The 18,499-nt window shown below is 61.2% G+C and carries 17 protein-coding genes and 5 pseudogenes; 13 read left to right on the top strand and 9 right to left on the bottom strand.

Features of this window, described 5'->3' with window-relative positions:
• The first annotated feature begins 4 nt into the window (after nucleotides 1-4).
• On the top strand, nucleotides 5-1,558 hold the full coding sequence (gene tnpC / locus OKW28_RS10370; RefSeq protein WP_429444456.1) for an IS66 family transposase: 1,554 nt from the start codon (nucleotides 5-7) through the stop codon (nucleotides 1,556-1,558).
• Nucleotides 1,559-1,729: 171 nt separating this feature from the next.
• Here tnpC and OKW28_RS10365 read toward each other — a convergent pair.
• Nucleotides 1,730-1,957: pseudogene (locus tag OKW28_RS10365) on the bottom strand (IS6 family transposase); the annotation flags it as partial.
• 446 nt (nucleotides 1,958-2,403) lie between these two features.
• Nucleotides 2,404-3,553, bottom strand: a pseudogene (locus OKW28_RS10360) (IS110 family transposase).
• Between the two features lie 340 nt (nucleotides 3,554-3,893).
• On the opposite strand from OKW28_RS10360, the gene OKW28_RS10355 reads away from it, so the two are divergent.
• On the top strand, nucleotides 3,894-5,219 hold the full coding sequence (locus tag OKW28_RS10355) for an IS110 family transposase (protein WP_429445252.1): 1,326 nt from the start codon (nucleotides 3,894-3,896) through the stop codon (nucleotides 5,217-5,219).
• A gap of 16 nt (nucleotides 5,220-5,235) precedes the next feature.
• On the opposite strand, the pseudogene OKW28_RS10350 reads toward OKW28_RS10355, so the two are convergent.
• Nucleotides 5,236-5,775, bottom strand: a pseudogene (locus tag OKW28_RS10350) (IS6 family transposase); the annotation flags it as partial.
• A gap of 582 nt (nucleotides 5,776-6,357) precedes the next feature.
• Here OKW28_RS10350 and OKW28_RS10345 point away from each other — a divergent pair.
• From OKW28_RS10345 to OKW28_RS10335, 3 genes are read left to right on the top strand one after another with little or no spacing between them, the layout of a single operon-like run.
• Nucleotides 6,358-6,480, top strand: a complete 123-nt coding sequence (locus OKW28_RS10345; protein WP_429445250.1) for a hypothetical protein — start codon at nucleotides 6,358-6,360, stop codon at nucleotides 6,478-6,480.
• 33 nt (nucleotides 6,481-6,513) lie between these two features.
• Nucleotides 6,514-6,873 (top strand): hypothetical protein, encoded by a 360-nt coding sequence (locus OKW28_RS10340; protein ID WP_429445248.1) that lies wholly within the window; start codon nucleotides 6,514-6,516, stop codon nucleotides 6,871-6,873.
• Nucleotides 6,840-8,111 carry a hypothetical protein gene (locus tag OKW28_RS10335; protein ID WP_429445246.1) on the top strand — a complete coding sequence of 424 codons (1,272 nt, stop codon included), beginning with the start codon at nucleotides 6,840-6,842 and terminating at the stop codon, nucleotides 8,109-8,111. Before OKW28_RS10340 ends, OKW28_RS10335 begins: the two co-directional genes overlap by 34 nt.
• On the opposite strand, the gene OKW28_RS10330 is transcribed toward OKW28_RS10335, so the two are convergent.
• Nucleotides 8,095-8,349 (bottom strand): hypothetical protein, encoded by a 255-nt coding sequence (locus OKW28_RS10330; protein ID WP_429445245.1) that lies wholly within the window; start codon nucleotides 8,347-8,349, stop codon nucleotides 8,095-8,097. The genes OKW28_RS10335 and OKW28_RS10330 overlap by 17 nt on opposite strands.
• A 553-nt stretch (nucleotides 8,350-8,902) precedes the next feature.
• Here OKW28_RS10330 and OKW28_RS10325 point away from each other — a divergent pair.
• The 3 genes and pseudogenes from OKW28_RS10325 to OKW28_RS10315 form a co-directional block, all read left to right on the top strand.
• Nucleotides 8,903-9,220: a DUF4148 domain-containing protein gene (locus OKW28_RS10325; protein WP_429443982.1), complete on the top strand. Its 318-nt coding sequence runs from the start codon at nucleotides 8,903-8,905 to the stop codon at nucleotides 9,218-9,220.
• A gap of 315 nt (nucleotides 9,221-9,535) precedes the next feature.
• Nucleotides 9,536-9,784 carry a hypothetical protein gene (locus tag OKW28_RS10320; RefSeq protein ID WP_429445243.1) on the top strand — a complete coding sequence of 83 codons (249 nt, stop codon included), beginning with the start codon at nucleotides 9,536-9,538 and terminating at the stop codon, nucleotides 9,782-9,784.
• 496 nt (nucleotides 9,785-10,280) lie between these two features.
• Nucleotides 10,281-10,423 (top strand): annotated as a pseudogene (locus OKW28_RS10315) (XdhC family protein); the annotation flags it as partial.
• Nucleotides 10,424-10,477: 54 nt separating this feature from the next.
• Here OKW28_RS10315 and OKW28_RS10310 read toward each other — a convergent pair.
• A complete protein-coding gene (locus OKW28_RS10310) occupies nucleotides 10,478-10,831 on the bottom strand; it encodes a BON domain-containing protein (protein ID WP_429445241.1) in 354 nt (117 codons plus the stop codon).
• A gap of 603 nt (nucleotides 10,832-11,434) precedes the next feature.
• Between OKW28_RS10310 and OKW28_RS10305 the strand changes: the two genes are divergently transcribed.
• Entirely contained in the window at nucleotides 11,435-12,049 is a 615-nt protein-coding gene (locus OKW28_RS10305; RefSeq protein WP_429445239.1) for a DUF4142 domain-containing protein, read from the top strand.
• Here the strand turns inward: OKW28_RS10305 and OKW28_RS10300 are convergent.
• Nucleotides 12,013-13,266, bottom strand: coding sequence for an MFS transporter (locus OKW28_RS10300; RefSeq protein WP_429445237.1), 1,254 nt, complete (start codon nucleotides 13,264-13,266; stop codon nucleotides 12,013-12,015). The genes OKW28_RS10305 and OKW28_RS10300 overlap by 37 nt on opposite strands.
• A 12-nt stretch (nucleotides 13,267-13,278) precedes the next feature.
• Nucleotides 13,279-13,893: a VOC family protein gene (locus OKW28_RS10295; protein WP_429445235.1), complete on the bottom strand. Its 615-nt coding sequence runs from the start codon at nucleotides 13,891-13,893 to the stop codon at nucleotides 13,279-13,281.
• 183 nt (nucleotides 13,894-14,076) lie between these two features.
• On the opposite strand from OKW28_RS10295, the gene OKW28_RS10290 reads away from it, so the two are divergent.
• Nucleotides 14,077-14,778, top strand: a complete 702-nt coding sequence (locus OKW28_RS10290; RefSeq protein ID WP_429445234.1) for a TetR/AcrR family transcriptional regulator — start codon at nucleotides 14,077-14,079, stop codon at nucleotides 14,776-14,778.
• Between the two features lie 4 nt (nucleotides 14,779-14,782).
• Here the strand turns inward: OKW28_RS10290 and OKW28_RS10285 are convergent, their stop codons facing one another.
• Both OKW28_RS10285 and OKW28_RS10280 read right to left on the bottom strand, forming a co-directional pair.
• On the bottom strand, nucleotides 14,783-15,022 hold the full coding sequence (locus OKW28_RS10285) for a LysR substrate-binding domain-containing protein (protein ID WP_429445232.1): 240 nt from the start codon (nucleotides 15,020-15,022) through the stop codon (nucleotides 14,783-14,785).
• Nucleotides 15,023-15,565: 543 nt separating this feature from the next.
• Nucleotides 15,566-16,613 (bottom strand): annotated as a pseudogene (locus tag OKW28_RS10280) (IS110 family transposase).
• Nucleotides 16,614-17,118: 505 nt separating this feature from the next.
• Here OKW28_RS10280 and OKW28_RS10275 point away from each other — a divergent pair.
• Genes OKW28_RS10275 through OKW28_RS10265 form a run of 3 tightly spaced genes read left to right on the top strand, consistent with a single transcriptional unit; the run spans nucleotide 17,119 to nucleotide 18,427 of the window.
• Nucleotides 17,119-17,910 (top strand): reverse transcriptase domain-containing protein, encoded by a 792-nt coding sequence (locus tag OKW28_RS10275; RefSeq protein ID WP_429445230.1) that lies wholly within the window; start codon nucleotides 17,119-17,121, stop codon nucleotides 17,908-17,910.
• A complete protein-coding gene (locus OKW28_RS10270) occupies nucleotides 17,799-18,170 on the top strand; it encodes a reverse transcriptase/maturase family protein (RefSeq protein ID WP_429446910.1) in 372 nt (123 codons plus the stop codon). The genes OKW28_RS10275 and OKW28_RS10270 overlap by 112 nt, the downstream gene beginning before the upstream one ends.
• Nucleotides 18,146-18,427 carry a group II intron maturase-specific domain-containing protein gene (locus OKW28_RS10265; protein WP_429445228.1) on the top strand — a complete coding sequence of 94 codons (282 nt, stop codon included), beginning with the start codon at nucleotides 18,146-18,148 and terminating at the stop codon, nucleotides 18,425-18,427. The genes OKW28_RS10270 and OKW28_RS10265 overlap by 25 nt, the downstream gene beginning before the upstream one ends.
• Nucleotides 18,428-18,499: the final 72 nt, after the last annotated feature.

The following is an 18,499-nucleotide window of genomic DNA, read 5'->3' as shown; positions in this document are numbered from 1 at the left end:
GCGCATGACCGATGATGCCCGTCTTCCGGATGACGTCGATGCGCTTAAGGCCTTGCTGCTGGAGGCTCGTGCCCAGCTTGCCGAGCGCGATATCGAGATCGAACAGCTCAAGGCCCAGATCGACAAACTCAAACGGGTGCAGTTTGGCCGCAAGTCCGAGCAGCTGGACCGGCAGATCGAGCGGCTCGAAACGGAACTGGATGAGCTGAGCGGTGGGCGCGGTGTCGCGGATGTTCGCCGCGACCGCACATCGGGCACAAGTGTGCCCGCCGGCGCAGCAGCCTCGAAGGAGGCGTTGCCGCCCCATCTGCCGCGTGAAGAGCGCGTGCTCGAACCCGATCCGAGCTGCCCGAACTGCGGCAACACCATGCGGCCACTCGGCGAGGACGTGTCCGAGCAGCTTGCCCGTGTCGCCGCCATGTTCAAGGTGATTCGCACGATCCGCCGCAAGGCGGTCTGCACCTGCTGCAATCACATCTCGCAGCCGCCGATGCCGGGCTTGCCAATTGAGCGCAGCATCGCGCATCCGGGCCTGCTTGCTGACATCCTCGTTTCGAAGTTCGCTGATCATCAACCGCTGTACCGGCAGTCGGCAATTGCCGCGCGTGACGGCGTTAAGCTCGACCCCGCCAGCATGGGGCGCTGGGTCGGCCAGTGCGAGGCTTTGTGCGAGCCGTTGACCGAAGCGCTGCGCGTCTACACGATGGCAACGTTCAAGCTGCACGCGGACGACACGCCGATCCCGGTGCTTGCACCGGGCAACAAAAAGACGCGCACGGGTCGCCTGTGGGTGTACGTTCGCGACGACAGCCGTTCGGGCTCGACGGACCCGGCCGCAGTCTGGTTTGCCTACTCGCCCGACCGAAAGGGGATACATCCGCAGACTCATCTGGCCGGATTCAAGGGCGTCCTGCAGGCCGACGCCTACGGTGGTTTCGACGAGCTGTATGCAGGCGGCAAGATTCGTGAGGCGGCTTGCTGGGATCACGCGAGACGGTACATATACGACGTTCATGTCCGCACGCCGACTGAGTCGACAAGGCACGTACTCGAGCTGATCGGCGAACTCTACGACATTGAGGCTGATATCCGGGGCGAGCCCGCCGCCGAACGATTGCGCGTACGGCAGGAGAGAAGCCTCGCGGTGCTCGCGACCATCAAGGCGTGGATGACGGACAAGATCGCGACCCTGTCGGCAAAATCCGAGTTGGCCAAGGCGATACGCTACTCGCTCAATCAATGGAACGCACTCGTTCTGTACTGCGAAGACGGTCGTATTGAGATCAGCAACGCTCTCGCCGAAAACGCTCTGCGCTGTGTAAGTCTGGGGAGGAAAAACTTCCTGTTTGCAGGCTCCGACAGTGGAGGCGAACGGGCCGCTGCCATGTACGGTCTGATCGGCTCGTGCAAACTGAATGACATCAACCCCCGTGCATATCTGGAATACATCCTGACTCACATCGCGGACCACAAAATCAGTCGCATCGACGAACTGCTGCCCTGGAACATGGTCGGCAAGTTGCCCACGCAATCCACTCCGCCGTCAGCGACAACCTGATCGCCGCAACGTCTCCTGCCGGTATCCGCGAGGTATCGATCAACGCGTTACCGATAGCGTGCCACATGCGCGCGACACATCACGAACGGCCGACGCGAGGCGCTTACGGGCCGGCTAATGGGTGTCACGTTGCTGACTCCATGACGAGATATCGGCAAGGACAGTCGTGTCTCAGAACACGGTGGACGGAGCTTGGGCAATGCCGGTGAAGAGACGCCAGGCTTCAAATCGCGCGGCGAGCTGTTTGCGATAGAGCGAGGCGCTCAGCAGATGACGCTTGAGCGCGAAGTGGTGGCGGATCGGACCGAAGCACGACAGGAATGACTGCGTGCGTTCGGGCAAGCGAAACCCTCGCATCCGGCGCTCGCGTTCACGCGTGGGTTGATGGCTTCTATGAGCAGAAAGTTGTCAAGGCCATTTGCGAACTGGCTTACAAAGGATAGGTCAAGTCTCCTTCTCCTCGCTGCAAAGTGGTGACATGCTGGCGTATGGCGGCAAGCGCGAGTGATGGCGCTCGCCGCCATACAAGCCGCATTTTCGCGGCATAGTCCGGCGGATTCCCACCGCCCTCAACTTCAACCATGGCTACAGTCCGGTCAACGTCGTTAGCCTGAAGCCGCTTATCGCGCGCGTAAGACAGCAACGTCTCACCAACTTCTATCCGCTGGCGTATGGCCAGCCTCATCCTTTATGCGCGTTACGCCGGAACCTGTTCCGGGAGCATGCCCCATCTGTTTAATCGGTCGCGTTAGCAACCCGCCATCAACACGGGCATGTTCACTGCAAACTCTCTATCGACAGGTATCGTACCTCCCTTGATTGCGTTGTCGCGATACCTTTCGGGCTCAGACTGACTTCAGTTGTGCGCCTTCGGGTATCACGCCGTCCTGCAAGTAACGCCACAGCGCGATCGCGAGGCGTCGTGCTACTGCGACGATCGCAATGCGCCGCACGCGGCGATTCGGTCCCGTGCCTTGCGTGCGCTGGTTGAACCACTGCGTCAGTGCACTGCCAGGCTGGTAACGGATCCAGCACCACGCCATCTCAATCAGCAGTGCGCGCACGCGACGGTTGCCCTGCCTGCTGATCCCCTGGTCCACCTGGCTCTCGCCACTGTCGTAGGGTTGTGGAACCAGCCCTACGCAGGCCCCAACTTCGCGCCGGTTATGGAAGTCCCGCCAGAACAGCTCGAGCGCCAGACGCGAGCCACCCACCGGGCCAATGCCATTTAGCTGCGTCAGAAGATCGATCCTTTCGCGTGCGGGTGCGGGCAGGCCAGCGTGTTGCGTTTTCTCGAGTGCCGCGAGTTGCTGCACGGCCAGCGCCAGCCGTTCGCACTCGCGCAGCAGCCGCTCCCGCAGCTCGCGCGGCAGTGGCGCACCGTCGTGACACCGCACCTGGTCACGGGCGAGGCGGGCGGCGAAGGCCTTGTGGTCAACCTCATCCCAGCAGCCGAGCGTGACAAGCAGTTTGCGCATCCGGTCACGATGCTGTAGCACCTCCTTCTGCAGTTCCCCTCGGTCGCGCATCAGATGGCGGGACGCTTCGTCCTGCGGTGACGGCACGTGCACCACGTGCATGCGGTCGCGCTCGCCGCAGCCACGCGCGCAGGCTGATCACCAGCCTGATTGCATCAAGCCGGTCAGTCTTGGCACGCCGCTTGGCGCTCGACCGGAATGCTCGCTGGATCGACCACATGACACTCGATACCGCGTGCCCGTAGCGCCCGATAGATCCAGAACGCGTCCTGGCCGGCTTCATAACTCACGACAAGGTGCACGCCCGCGGGCAGCGACCACTTCAGCTTCTGTTGTTCGATCACTTCCAGCACGGCCTGTAGGGGCGCGCGGGGGCTTGCGGTTGCGCTACGGTATACACCGCCGGCTGCTCCCGCTGCCCGTCGTGCAACGCTACCTTCCACTTCGCCGCGGCGAGTTCGAGTGATACCGCCAGCGCCGGTTCCTCAGTACGCGTGTATCCCTGATCTGTACGCATGATGCTCTCCCGTGAGCAAACCTCGGTACGCCGATTCTAGGCATTAGCCAGTCGACGACCTGGATGCTTCATAGCTTCCCAAGGCCGCCAATCGTCCCCGGTGTTCCGGAAGAAACGATGATGGGCTATAACACAGGCGGCAGCGCCGTGATGACCGGAAGATCACTTGTGCGCGCATGCGACGTCCCCGGACGCCGTGCGGCGAGCCCGGTACATAGCATGGTCCGGGAATCGTCGGTGACATTGGTGAGCGGCGCGAGCTGCATCCCGTTTGAGAGATCGAGTCGATTCAGACGCTTCCCCCTGGTGCTGCCCTGAACCAACCAGCCAGGAGCAGGCCATGGCCATGCGCAAGCGGGAAGACGATGAGGTGTATCCGAACGCCGCCGGGATCGATGTGGGCGCGTCCAGCCACTGGGTGGCAGCCCCCCGGACGGCCGACGACCAGCCGGTGCGCGAGTTCGGCACGATGACCGGTGACCTGCACGCGATGGCCGACTGGCTGCTCGCGTGCGGCGTCGATACCGTGGCGCTGGAATCCACCGGCGTCTACTGGATCCCGGTGTATGAGGTGCTCGAGCAGCGCGGGCTGACAGTCTGGCTCGTCGATGCGCGGCAGATGAAGTACGTGCCGGGGCGCAAGAGCGACGTACAGGACTGCCAGTGGCTGCAGAAGCTCATGAGTCTCGGACTGCTGCGTGCGGCCTGGCGCCCCGCTGGCGAGGTCTGCGTGGTGCGCGCGGTGGTGCGGCAGCGCGAGCTGCTGCTCACCGAACAAGGTAGCTGGGTGCAGCGCATGCAGAAGGCACTGCTGCAGATGAACCTCCAGCTCACCGAGGTACTCACGGACGTGATGGGTACGACCGGACAGGCGATCATCCGCGCGATCGTGGCCGGCGAACGCGATCCGAAGGTGCTCGCGCGTTTCCGCCACAGTCTCGTCAAGGCCAGTACCGAAGACATCATCAGGGCGCCGACCGGCAACTGGCGCGAGGAGCACCTGTTCGTGCTCGCGCAGGCGCTCGCAATGTTCGACGGTCTCGCCGAGCGTATCCTCGAGTGCGATGCGAAGACCGAGGCGCTGCTGGTCCCCCTGGGGCGTCACGACGTCCAGCTGGCCGGGCCGGACAAGAAACGCCAGAAGAACGCCCCCCGGTTCGACGCGCGTACCGCGCTCGCGCGCTGGACGGGCGTGGACCTGACGCGCATCAACGGCCTGTCCGTGGCCACCGTGATGACGATCCTCTCCGAGATCGGCCCGGATCTGAGCCGCTTTGCCAGCGTCAAGCACTTCTGTTCGTGGCTGCGCCTGTGCCCCGCCACGAAGATCAGTGGCGGCAAGACGCTGTCTTCCGGCACACGACCCTCCGCCAACCGCGCCCGGCAGGCGCTGAAAATGGCAGCCATGAGCCTGTCGCGCAGCGACTCGGCGCTCGGCGCGTTCTACCGCCGGCTGTGCTCACGCATGGACAAGCCGCGCGCCAATACCGCGGTCGCCCACAAGCTTGCCCGCATGGTGTACTTCATGCTCACGCGCGGCGAAGCCTTCGTCGACCAGGGGCAGCAGCGCTATGAGGAACAGCAGCGCCAGCGCAGCATCGCAGCCCTCAGGCGACGTGCTTCCGCCCTCGGATTCCAGCTCCAGCCAAACGCGCCGACTCCATGAAAACCAACCTTTTCCATTGGGTTTCTTGAGAGGATCTGTTTTCAGCGCGGTTGTTCACGCGCGCACAGGCCTTGACGAACACGTGCTTCACATTCGCCAGCTCAGGGATCTCTGTTTTCGCGGCCGAGTAGCTGCGCAACTGGTCGGTGACGATTTTCTTTGGCGCCGCAGGACAGGCCGCCAACACCCGTTTGAAGAAGCGTTTGGCAGCGGCCTTGTCGCGGCGCTTCTGAAGCAGGATGTCGAGTTCAATGCCGTGCTCATCGACTGCACGCCACAGCAGCCAGGGCTCGCCGCGCAGCGTCACGAACATTTCGTCGAGATGCCATGTGCTGCCCGGCTTGCGACGGGCAGTCCTGACCTGATGCGCAAAACTGGCGCCGAACTTGTCCGTCCACCGCCGGATCGATTCATGGCTGACAACCACGCCGCGCTCGAACAGTAGCTCCTCGATGTCGCGAAGGCTGAGTTGAAAGCGGAAATACCACCGAACCGCGTGGCTGATGACTGACGCCGGGAATCGATGGCCATGGAAGAGCGATTTCGTCTTCTTCATCACGTCATCTTAGCTGACCAGCGCGCTAACGTGACAACGCCTACTGGCCCGCTTCTCGGCCATTGCAGACATTGGCACGGTTGGTGTTCTACGTCGGCAATGTGGCGGACCGCTGACGGTGACGTCATCGAGCAACCCTACGGCAGCTTTCCGCATCAGCGAACTCACACTCTCGACCCTCAAGGGACGGTGGACGCAGGTAGGCCCGATTGACCGGTCCAGGCTGCAAACGATCATCGGCTCGCTAACCAGCGTATACCCCTGGACGGGGGCCGCCTCGTGCTCGGGGCATGCGCTGCTTGAACTTCCCAAGGGACGCAGTCCGTAACTCGCAACCCAGCGCTGTCCCTCGTACTACACGACGCTGAAGGGCCGCAGTCAAATCTACGTCGACAGTGTGCCCTGGCGCTCGATCTCGTTGCCGACGCAACCTGTCAGTTAGCCAGATCCTATAAGTTTGGAAGGTTGCGGCAATCATTCTTTCATTAAGCATAGCTAAAGCCACAGCAGTCGTACCCATGTTGTGCCATGCAGAGAGCCAGAAAACTCAACCGATTTCTTCAAAACATTCGGAGTCTGTACATGCAAACAATTTTCCTGCGACCCGCGACTGCCCTCACCCTGATCGCCGCCAGCGTGGCGACACAAGCGGCCCATGCACGCGAGTTCCAGCCCGGCAACCTGGTCGTCAGCCGCAGTGTTTAGAGCAATCTGTCGAGCAACGTTCAAACCGGCACGGTGCTGCCGCCGGGCTGCGCAACCACGCAAAGCGGCTGCTCGGCAGCGACCGGCGCGCCGAACGGCGGTACCTATCCGTACGTGTGGAACAACGTGATCTATGACCCGAGCTTCGGCATCACTGCGCGAGCCTACCTCGACCAGATCACGCCGCGCGGCGAACTCGTCAACACACTTGAGGTGCCGAACAGCGTGCATCCGGGCCAGGGTGGCGACCAGATGGTGACGAGCTTCACGTCGAAGTCGGAAATGGCGCTGAATCTGTCGACGGACGGCAAGTACCTGACGTTCATGGGTTACGTCGCTCCGGTGAGGTGCCGAACAGCGTGCATCCGGGCCAGGGTGGCGACCAGATGGTGACGAGCTTCACGTCGAAGTCGGAAATGGCGCTGAATCTGTCGACGGACGGCAAGTACCTGACGTTCATGGGTTACGTCGCTCCGGTCGACATGATCGATGCGTCTAACTCGAACACGCCGGGCGCGGTCGATCCGACCAACCCGGTCGGCCAGAACGTCTATCGCGCAGTGGCGCGTGTTGATGAGAACGGCCAGTTCAAGTTCACGGAAACCAACGCGTACAGCGGCAACAACGGCCGTGCCGCAATCCTGAACGACAGCAACGGCCAGAACATCATCTATACGGCTGGCAACGCAGGCAATGGCGGGAACCCGCAGCCGAACGGCATCGTGCTTGGCGCTGGCGCGCAGGTGCTCGACGCATCGAGCCAGCACGAAGCACAGCAAACGCCGGGCACGCCGACGCCCGTCGGCAGCTTTTCCGTTACCGAACTCGGTGCAAAGGCCGACAAGATCGGCAAGGACGACAATTTCCGCGGTCTGACGATCTACAACAACGTGCTGTACTACACGAAGGGCAGCGGCAGCAACGGCGTGAACACCGTGTATTTCCTCGATACGACGGGGACCGCGTGCCCGTCGGGCGTGGGCGTGCCGGCCCCGAACGCGACGCTGCCGACCAGGCCGCTCACGTTTAGCGCCGCGACGCTGCAAACCAACGGCCTTCCGAGCAACATGTGCGTGCTCGCCGGCTTCCCGACCACGCCGAACAAGTCGGCGAACCCGACGCACTACCCGTTCGGCCTGTGGTTCGCGGATAAGAACACGCTGTACGTGGCGGACGAAGGCGACGGCTACGCGGGCGGTTCGGACCTGTACACGCATGCAGCCGCGCAGCCGCTCGCTGGCCTGCAGAAGTGGGTGTACAACGCGGGGACGAAGAGTTGGACGCTGGCGTACACGTTGCAGAAAGGCCTGAGCCTCGGCCAACAGTACACGGTGAACGGCTATCCGACCGGATCGAACGTGGCAACGGGTCTGCCGTGGGCACCGGCAACCGACGGCCTGCGTAACCTGACAGGCACTGTCGAGAGCGACGGCACTGTAATGCTGTGGGCGATCACGTCGACCGTCAGCGGCAACGGCGACACAGGCGCGGACCCGAACAAGCTGGTGGCAATCCGCGATTTGCTGAAGAACACGACCGCTGCGGGCGCCGCCCAGGAACAGTTCGTCACGGTGCGTAGTGCAGGGTTTGCGGAAGTGCTGCGCGGCGTTTCGTTCACGCCGACGCACTGAAGCCGGCATGGGCCGTATGACGGTCCTGGCTTGACGGGAGGGTGGCCGGGATTTTCCTGGCCGTTCTTTCGTTCAGCTTCTTTCCCGAGGGGCACGCCGCTTCGGCAATCGCCTGCCCGAATCGAGGCTGCGTCTCATTGAGTATGCTCATGTGAGAATGCCGCCCGGTCGTTTCGAATTCCCGCCACGTGAACTCATCCACACAAGCCGCCCGAAAGCGGCCCTCGACGATTTTCAACGGGTCGCTCTACAGGACATTCATTGAACTGGTGCTCTCGGCCAACTACGGTCGTTGGTCCGAGCTTCCAAACGGACATTCGAAGGTCTTCTCCGCCCCTGCCAACAGACGTTCGGATTCAAGACACCATCATTGCGTTTCCGGCCGAAGCAGGAACTCGCCCCCCGCATCCGCAGCCCGTGTCGAGCACCCGCTTTCACCGCGCGGGTGCTTCAGTAACAGCGTGTTTGACCCTCCCGAACTACGTCGCGATGGTCGTCCCTGATCTAGCAAACGACAGTTCAGATTGCCGCATCGCAAGCGTGGCCAAAAAGCGTTCGATAGACCATTCGACGGTTGCAGCCAAACGTATCTCTTGCCGATGATTTCTGCTGGTTACGCTTCGCAGGCAATCCGAACATGACATCAATGTAATGTGAGCGTCAGCGTGCATCAACCTTCGTTGTACAGAATGAAGCTTACTCACTCCCGTTTCCGACGAGATGGTGAGATCGGGGGCTTCAATCATCGCGCGTGAAGCTCACCATACCCTAAATTCAGGAGGTGATTCACTATGAAGGCTCTTATCTATGCAGCGCTGGTTGCCGGCGTACTTGTCGCTCCCGCGGTCTCTTTTGCACAGGACGCTACCGCGCCGTTGTCACGTGCCGAAGTGCGCGCTGATCTAGTTCGGCTAGAACACGCCGGGTACCGGCCGGCCGCCAATGATGTGCACTACCCGGCAGATATCCAGGCGGCTGAGGCGCGGCTTCAAGCGCAGAACGTCACGATGTCGGGGAGCACAGGCGAAGGCGGAGTGTCGGATGGCTCCTCGCAGGCGGGTGCGCCAACGGCGACCGAAGGTACTCACTCGATCTACTTCGGTCACTGATGCCCGGATGTCCTGCGAGCTATGATCGGCGATTTTACCTCGGCCTGCTAAGGGCGTGATCGTTCACGCGGGATGCTTCGAGTCGAACAATCGCGTCGGCGAGCGGAGTCAGAAATGTGCGACCCGCCCGGTTAGGGCAGTGCAACGTCCGTCTGAAAGACGGACGTATAAATAACATATTATCGTTATCGTAAAAAACATTAACTATCGTAAATTGACGTCCGGCCCTACGCTTTAATCATCCCGTCGCATTGTGCTCAGGTCGCAGCGCTTGAGCCGCTAGCAGGCTGAGGGACGCGATCGAAGGAGATGGTCATGAACACTGCCGAGAAGTCCCTGCATTATCTGGTGGAAAAGTGGCTTGCGCCCGCTCCGCACACGCAAATTCGCGTACTCCAGTTTGGGCATATACGGGAAGACCGGAGGCGCTACGTGCAGGTCGAGGCATCAGCGCCGAACGGCTCGCATGCAATCTTTTTCTTTCGGCACGACGACGGTTGCTGGTGCGTATTTCCGCCCCGGATCGCGCGACCCTCAATGACCGATAATCGGCGTGCAGCTTGAAGTGCATAACGGGCTCGACAAAGCGGCAAGAAATAAAAAAAATGGGCAATTGCAGTTCGAATAGATTTACGGCAACTGCTTCGAATCGCTCGGCGTCGGCTCCAATGTGGATGCCCCATGCGCACATATTCGACGTTACTTCCGAATGTCCTATCTCTATAGTCAGCCATTTCAACGGGCCGCCCTCGCCAACCGCTGAGATGCGACGTTGATCCGCTGCTAGGCGGTCCGAACCATTGTTCGTGATCGCCAGGATCAGACATGGATGACCGGCTGCAGTCCAAGGAAGACACTGGATTACGAAACACCGGCTGAACGGTTCCATCGAACTATTGCATCGACCGGTTGAATCCGCCCATTGGCAACTGACGTTGAGTTCGCGCCGGATCGAAGGGCTGCTCCGGGTCGGGTACCGCCAATCGCAACCGGCGGTGCTGAGCCCCCTCACAGAAGCGCCGGAGCCGTGCCTGGAACATGAATCTGTGCTCTGGCGCGACTTGGCTGTAGATCGGCCCCGCCTGAAATGCTCGTGTCGATTCTTGCCGAATGACAGCGGCGAAGAACGGCGTAACGTTGCCAACGCTATTGCAAATCGAAGGCGCTAAAGAAGCGCGTGAAATTTCACGAAGCGTCGGCTCCTTGCAATATTCACGGCTGAAAACGGTCAGTACTTCCCGGCGCCGCCTCGAAGGGTCAATACCCTTTCGTATAGAGCGTCAGATGGTTACTCACCGACGTTACACCCGGCACGCCCTTCGCCACTTCCGCGGCCTGCTGGATCTGAGGACCGTCCGACACGCTGCCGGATAATGTCACGACACCGCCGCGCGCCTTGACGAATACGTTCGACACGTTGAAGTTGGGCGCTTTCGACAACGCCTTGCGTACATCCCGAGCCAGCTTCCTGTCCGCTGGCGTCGCCTTGCCTGAACTTGCAGCCGGACCCGAGCCCATCGGCATAACAGTGCTGGCTTGCGCGTAGACGTTCGACGTCAACGTCACGCATCCCACGACGACGAGCAGATTCACGACGTTCCATGCTTTCATGATTGCCTCCCTCGTTCGGCCTTGCAGATGGTGAGTCAAAGATAGCCAACATTCCGCTTCTAACAAAGCTGCTTGCACGATTAAGGGAAAGCCCGTATCCAGACGCGCGCCCGCTGGCAGGCCGATCATCGGGCGAGTTCGCGAATGAGCAGCCGCGGTATCGCTGGCGAGGCTTCACCGCAGATCCGAACGCGTGACGCATTGGAAGCCACCTCACCACGTGCACGATCAGCGTGCTGAAAGGTTACGCCTCAACGCGCTGCACAGAGGCGCCCGACTCCAGTACACATGGCAAGGAACGCTGAACGCCTCAACTGGCGCGTGTTTGCGCTCCAGCTAGCGCCCGCGTGATTATGACGCTCGTAGTATTTGTATCGGACGTTGAAGCTGAGTACTTCGAGGCAGGCGGTCAAGGCTCTCCTTTTGACCGTCGCGCGCGCCTTGTGTGGGCATAGACATCCGCGTGAACAGCCGCTACTTTGGAAGCTGCTGCTGCGGTCTTGCCAAGTCGAAGGGTAAAAGTGGCTCGCGTGCCGTCGATCGACGTCGGACAAAGATCGGCCATGAGCGGTTACGCACCACGGCGCTAAACCAGCCATCCGATTGACTGATTTCGACCGGCGGATTCAACCGGTCGATGCAGTACCGCAGCAGACGTGTCCATTCAATGGTTTGAACCGGAGGCGAAAGATGATCCCGAGCCGCAAAGCCGCCGCGCTGGTGTTACTCGCTGCATTGTCGCTGCGCATGTATGACGTACACGCGCAACACACTGACCAGCAAATCGCCGCCATCCTCATGGTCGCGAATCGAGCCGAAATCGAGGCGGGCAACCTCGCGCTAAGCCGAAGCCAGAGAAGAAGCATCCAGAATTTCGCTGGAAAAATGGTTGCAGAACACAGGGACTTGTATCAATCAGCCGTCGAATTGACGCAGAGGCTGATGCTCCACCCCGAAAATAGCAGGATGAGCGAGGCGTTCCGGAACGAAGGGGATGACAACCTCGCCAGGTTGAATGCGGCCGATGAGTACGCGTTCGACGGAGACTACCTCTATCAAGAGATCACATATCACCAGCAATTGGTTCATGCGGTGGACAACGCGCTGCTTCCCTCCGCGAAGAACGCGGAACTGAAGGCGCTGCTCGTCAGAGCGCGCGTGATTTTCATCTTGCATCTCGACTATGCGATTCGACTGCAATCGGCTCGGGTCTGGTAATCCCCAGGGGATTCGGGTGAGCCACCCGGCCATTTCTTCAGCCTGACCAGAACAAGGGTGCAGCAACCACCCGCAGCCATAATGGAGGCAATGGCGAAAGCCCAGCCGAAATACAGGCCGTGATCAATGAGCGCCCCCGCAACAAGTGGCGCAATGACGTTGCAGACCGCCATCAGCGACGTATTCAAGCCCATGATTGCACCCTGCTGCTGAGGTGACGATGTCATGGACAACGCGGCCATCAGTGTTGGCCTGGTCATCGCCGTTCCTACACTTGCCATGACAAGGCCGACGGCCAGCGGCGCAAGCCCTGGTAGAAAACTGAAAATGCTCAACCCTATGGAAAACAGTAGCAGGCTGACAGCAGCAAGCAGGTTCTCAGGAATCACTTCATCGAGTTTTTTCATCGCGACGGTCTGAACGATGATGTTGATGGCCCCGGATGCGGTGAAGATATAGCCCACCTCACGCGGTCCAAAAGCGGCTCCGTTCCAGACGTAGTGCGCCTGAAGAAACAGCGCGAACTGCGAGACGTACATGGAAAAGCCAAAATAGAACAGTGCCAGCACAAGAAGCACCGGCGCAGCGCCCGGAGACCGAAGCGTGCGCCATAGGGACAGCACCTGACGCTTTCCTTTACTCGGCGCTGATTTATCGTCGCCCGGCAGGAAGATCAGGTTGACCGTCGCGCTCAACGCCGACAATAACGCCGCAGCCAAGATCGGAGCGGAGATCGAGATACGCGATAACCCCGCTGAGAGTGACGGGCCAACCATCATACCTACCCCGACGGCTGCGCTGACGAGTCCGATAGCGCGACGCCGGTTTTGCGGTGAGCTGTGATCAACCGCATAGGCACTCGCGACCGAAAGATTTCCAGAAGTGATGCCGTCCAGGATACGCGCCAGAAAGACAATCAGAAGGTTGCCTGCGCAGGCGAGCAGCACGAGGCTGACAAACGTGCCGATCTGGCTACCCAGCAGGACCACTTTGCGTCCAAAGCGATCGGAAAGTCTGCCGAGCATCGGGGCGGCGATGAACTGACCGAGCGAAAAGATGGCCACCAGCGCGCCGAGGGCGAACGGGCTGGCGCCAAAGTGCTGCGAATAGAACGGCAGCAGCGGCAAAATGACCCCCATGCCGATGGCGTCGATAGCCACCACCCCAAACAGGGGGGCCATGACGCGCACTGGCGGGCGGTCCGCATCGGCTGACATGACCCACCACACTCATGGATGACTGACGTGATGCCCGCCGTGTGCCCGCTCCTGCACAAACTCGCCGGCCATAGTGCGCTCATGGATCTGCTCCGGCATAACGCCTGCGAGACGCGCGGCGACCAGCTTGTCGGGATCGACGACGCTCCGCCGTGCATGCCCCTGCGGGGGGTTGCGCATGTGCTCGGTTGCGGTCCAGTCGTTGCCGTAGTTGTTGACGTTGAGTTCGACCGCGTTGCCATCCGGGTCCGCGTAATTGAATACGGTTTGGAAGCCTTCACCTGCAGCAAACAGAGGCATGATGCCAAGGCCCTTCAGGCGCACGTAAGTGCCCAACAGGTCGTCCAGCGTGCGGTATTCGAATGCAACATGCTGCATGCCGGCCCGTCGACTGGCATCCGGCGCATGGCCCGGCAGCTCAAAGAACACGATGCGGTGGTGCACCTCATCGTTACTGACAAATGCTGCCCGGAAAGGCGGCCCACCCTGTGCGCCCCCGTCGTTGCCGAAGCGATGATTGATCGTCATGCCCAGCACCTGGCGATACCATTCGGTCATCGCATCGAGGTTGCCGGTGACCAGCCCGAAGTGCTGAAGCTTCGGGCGAATGGTGATTTCGGTATTCATTTGACACGCTCCTTTGAACCAGTCGGTGGAAACTGAACGAAACGGTTTCGTTCTATTAACGTAGCAGGCGCAGTTCGACGCGTCAAACATTATCGAAACGAAATCGTTTCGTTTCTTTACAGCCCAACACCCGTCGTGTTACATCAGTGATGTTCCATTACCCAGGCCACGTCCGCCCCACGCATGCCAAACCCTAAAATCGTCGTCCCCAAAAAGGAGGGACATGTTGCCTCCGCGAGCTCTTCCGGGCGCACCGGACGCCCTCCGGGAACGCTCTCCGGCGAGGTTGACGAACGTATCCTGGACGCCGCCTACCAGGTATTCGTGGAGCGCGGCCTCCACGGCGCGAGCATTGACGAAATATCCCGCCTGGCGCGTGCCGGCAAACCCAGTATTTATGCGCGGTTCGCGACCAAGGAGGCGCTCTTTGCGGCGGTGGGCATGCGCAACGCTGCAAGGGTGAGCGCGCATTTCGGCAACTATGGGAACACCGGGGCAACCCTCGAGGCGAGGTTGAGCAACATCGGACAGGAGATGCTTGGGCAACTGCTCGCAGGCGAGGTCATCGACTTCATGCGGCTGTCCGCGGCGGAAGCGCGCCGCGTCCCTGAACTTGCCCATTTCGGGCGAGGCGCACGCGAGCGCGGTGCCGCAGCCGCCCTGGAAGCCCTGCGCGGGGCCGCGAATGCAGCGGACATCCGGCGGTTCCCCGCCCTCGGACCCGCACGCATCGAGCGCACAACGCGGTTTTTTCTTGATCTGATCGTTGGCCCGCTGCTCATGCGCGCTCTCGTTGGCGAAAACCTGGAGGTCCTGCGGGCGCAGATCGAGCCTCACGTAAAGGAGAGCGTCGCCTTTTTCCTGGCAGGGTGCCGCACCGCCTGACGCGTCAGAATGACGGGCGTGCGGTCTTCACCTGACCCGCAACCGCCTTGATCTGATCGAGCAGCCACCGCCCGGCAGGGCCAGGTGGCGTATCGGTCCGGTAGATGGCCGACAGAGAAATGGCAACGTTCGCCCGCGTCTCTTCAAACTCCAGCGGCACGAGCGCGCCACTGTCCACGTCGGCCTGAACGACGTGCAGCGGCATGCCGCCCCAACCCAGTCCGGCCTTCAGGAAGGCAAGCAAAGCTGCACACCAGCTTGTAGGTACAATTACGGCACCGTCTCATGCCGTCCGTTGGTCGGCTGGTCCCAGTAGATCACCGGAGGTTCACTGCACTTGGGTCAATGGCCGGACAGGGTGTGCGCCGTGAAAAGGTGGCGCTTTCCAGCGGGTGCAAGCCCCACCCGGCAACCGCTCCAGCCGGAAGCAACCTATAAGGACTTTCCCTTTTTGCAAGCTTGGTGTTCATTCGGTCATTGATTGATTCCGACGTTGTGGCGGACGCGATGGCAGACCGGCGGCGGGGCAGACTGCATACCTATAAACGGCCTTGTTGGGGCACTGTCGCTTCTGTGCCCGGGCCCGGATAGTAACCGCGCAGCAGGACTCCATCCGGAGCGCGGCGCCACGCATGAGATGCGTCGCCTGGAGCTTCCTCGAGTTCGCCTGCTGCCGGTCTGACCTGTCGCTATCCATGCCTATTGCGTCCTTGTGTTGGGAGTGGCCCCTTTGGGGTGCTGTACGGTGGTGTCCTGCGTTTCAGGGATCCGTGGTGCGGCTCACGAGTCACGACGGACGGATCGGGGTATAGGAGGGATCGAAGCGCTCGCCTTTGGCGAGGATCGCCCAGAGGATTCGCGCGTGCTTGTTGACGATGGCGACCAGCGTTCGATACCAGCCCGCCCGCGCGCGGAGTTGAACGATCCAGCGCGACAGCCGGTCGGTTCGTCGATGTGCACTCGTTAGGGCCGAGCGAGCACCCTGGAACAGCAGGGTGCGCAGATAGGTGTTGCCCTGCTTGGTGATGTGGCCGAGCCGGGTCTTACCGCCACTGCTGGCCTGTTTGGGCACAGAGCCAAGCCAGGCGGAAAATTGCCGTCCGTTGCTGAACACGCGCGCGTCACCGACGGTCGCGACGGCGGCCGACGCGGTGAGCGGCCCGATACCAACGACGGCCATGAGGCGTTGCGCGCTGGTGTCATGTTTGACCCGCGCGGCAATCTGCGAGTCACACCACGCGATCTGCTCGTCGAGGGCGTGGATGTGATGCCAGCCGGCGAGGAGCGCGGCGCGTGCGATACCGTCCAGCTCTGTGGTCCCGTCCTCCAGTGCCTCGACGAAGTGGGCACGGAACGCGTCGATGCCTTGTGGGAGGAACACGCCGAACTCGAACAGTTCGCCACGCAGGCGGTTGACGAATGCTGTACGCTCCTCGACAAAGCCGCTGCGCATCCGGTGCAGCACCAGCACGTTCTGCTGGTCAGCGGTCTTCAGCGCGACGAAACGCATATGGGGGCGACTCGCCGCTTCACAGATGGCTTCCGCGTCCAGCCGGTCGTTCTTCACGTGCTTTCCGCCTTTGCGGTACGCCGCGGCGAACTGTGGGGCGATCAGGCGGACTTCGTGGCCGAGCGCGCGCAGCTTTCGGCCCCAGCAGTGGGCCGCGCTGCAGGCTTCCATGGCCACCAGGCAGGGCTCGAGACTGGCGAACCATTCGAGAAACTTCTGCCTTGGGATCGCCTTCCTGACCGCCACGCGCTCCATTGAGTCCGACTCCATGTACCACGATCAGGTTCTTGGCGAGGTCGACGCCGATACGAGTAATCTTCTCCATGACTTTCCCCTTCTCAGATGGGTTGCCAGCACCAACCATCGTGGCATATCGCTACGCCACGGGATGGGGGAAGTCCTTTCTAATTCGGAGCAGCTATGGAGGTAACGAAATGGCTGAAGCCTTCGGCGATGCGTGTCACAAATTGGTGACAGCGCGAGTGTGCAGGCCGTAACGCGAGTGAACGCCGAGCAAACCTCGAAAAGGTCGATGCGCAGGCCGACCCGACAACCCTATCGGGGAAGGCTGATACGGCTGGGCGAATGAGCAGGCTGGACGCCCAGTCGCTGCGCCGGGGTAGTGGCGACAGCATGTACACAAGGAAAGCGTACGCAACACGGGAAGTCCCTCGGCGTGGTCAGGGATGACCAACCGGACGCCCGTGAGGGACAGGCCGGGCGCCTTGGGATGACGGAGAGGCCCGTAGTACCGCTGAAGCCGGGTAATGCCGGTGGAGGGAAGGGGCCTCAGTTCAAGACAGACGCAATACGTAGTGAGGACGTGGAGATTGGGCAACCTATCAACTCCGATTCGTGTTCAGAAGCTGCAGATGGCGTTACACGCTAAAGCGAAGGCAGAAGCCGGGTATCGCTTCTACGCGCTGTACGACAAGATCTATCGCGAGGATGTGCTGGCGCATGCGTACGCCCAGTGTCGCTCGAACAGGGGCGCGCCGGGTGTCGATCGGCAGGACTTCGCGGCGGTCGAAGCGTATGGGGTGCAGCGGTGGCTCGGCGAACTGGCGCTTGCGCTCAGGCAGGAGAATTACCGGCCGGACCCTATCAGAAGAGTATTTATCCCGAAGGCCAATGGCAAGCTGAGGCCACTGGGCATCTCGACCCTGCGGGACCGGGTGTGCATGACAGCAGCGATGCTGGTGCTCGAACCGATCTTCGAAGCCGACCTTCCACCCGAGCAGTACGCCTACCGGCCGGGCCGCAATGCCCAGCGAGCGGTAGTCGAGGTGGAGGAACTGCTGTTTCGCGGTCGTACGGACGTTGTTGACGCCGACCTTGCGGACTACTTCGGAAGTATTCCCCACGCCGAATTGATGTTGTCGCTCGCGCGACGCATCGTCGATCGGCGCGTGCTGCATCTGATCAGGATGAGGCTGGAATGCCCGTTGAAGAAACCGATGACCGAGGCCGGAAGAAACGTACGACGGAGGCCAGGGACAGCAGGCGCGGCATTCCCCAGGGTTCACCCATCTCACCACTGCTGGCAAATGTGTACATGCGCCGGTTTGTGCTGGCATGGAAGAAGCTCGGGCTTGAGCGAAGTCCTGGCAGTCGAATCGTGACCTACGCGGACGATCTCGTGATCCTGTGCAAGCGGGGTAAGGCTGAGGAAACCTTGTCGCGACTGCGCGCGATCATGGGCAAGCTGAAGTTGACGGTCAATGAGGAGAAGACACGAATCTGCCAGGTGCCGGAAGGCGAATTCGACTTCCTGGGTTACACCTTGGGCGGCTGTACTCGGCGACGACAGGCCAGGCCCGTATGGGCATGCGCCCGTCGAAGAAGAGTATCCGTCGCATGGTCGAAAAGATCCATGCGATGACTGCTCTCAGGACGGTGTGGCAAGAAACCACGGAACTGGTGGGCAAGTTGAACCGCACGTTACGCGGCTGGGCGAACTACTTCAACGTAGGCACGGACAGACGCGCATATCGGGCGCTCGACAGCTACACCGCGACGCGGTTGCGCCGGTGGTTACGCAACAAGTACAAAGTCAGGCGAAGCAGGCACGGGGGCTATCCACGCCCGCATCTCTACAAGCACTTCGGTCTCGTGCGCCTGACGGGGCCTTGGGTGTAACGTGCCGTGTACGAAGGCGTGATGTCTTGTCCGAGAGCCGGATGCGATATGTGGTGTTGGTTCAAATGTGGT

Source organism: Paraburkholderia sp. 40 (assembly GCF_050434105.1).
GTDB lineage: Bacteria > Pseudomonadota > Gammaproteobacteria > Burkholderiales > Burkholderiaceae > Paraburkholderia > Paraburkholderia tuberum.
The sequence above is the reverse complement of the archived record's forward strand: the minus strand, read 5'-3'. Positions and strand labels throughout refer to the sequence as shown.

Bases quoted from the DNA above. Each gene is read 5' to 3' on its own strand.
- OKW28_RS10325 (WP_429443982.1), top strand. From the start codon at position 8,903: ATGAAGGCTCTTATCTATGCAGCGCTGGTTGCCGGCGTACTTGTCGCT.
- OKW28_RS10310 (WP_429445241.1), bottom strand. From the start codon at position 10,831: ATGAAAGCATGGAACGTCGTGAATCTGCTCGTCGTCGTGGGATGCGTG.
- OKW28_RS10355 (WP_429445252.1), top strand. From the start codon at position 3,894: ATGGCCATGCGCAAGCGGGAAGACGATGAGGTGTATCCGAACGCCGCC.
- OKW28_RS10290 (WP_429445234.1), top strand. From the start codon at position 14,077: ATGCCAAACCCTAAAATCGTCGTCCCCAAAAAGGAGGGACATGTTGCC.
- OKW28_RS10295 (WP_429445235.1), bottom strand. From the start codon at position 13,893: ATGAATACCGAAATCACCATTCGCCCGAAGCTTCAGCACTTCGGGCTG.
- OKW28_RS10300 (WP_429445237.1), bottom strand. From the start codon at position 13,266: ATGTCAGCCGATGCGGACCGCCCGCCAGTGCGCGTCATGGCCCCCCTG.
- OKW28_RS10265 (WP_429445228.1), top strand. From the start codon at position 18,146: ATGGTCGAAAAGATCCATGCGATGACTGCTCTCAGGACGGTGTGGCAA.
- OKW28_RS10345 (WP_429445250.1), top strand. From the start codon at position 6,358: ATGCAAACAATTTTCCTGCGACCCGCGACTGCCCTCACCCTGATCGCC.
- tnpC (WP_429444456.1), top strand. From the start codon at position 5: ATGACCGATGATGCCCGTCTTCCGGATGACGTCGATGCGCTTAAGGCC.
- OKW28_RS10320 (WP_429445243.1), top strand. From the start codon at position 9,536: ATGAACACTGCCGAGAAGTCCCTGCATTATCTGGTGGAAAAGTGGCTT.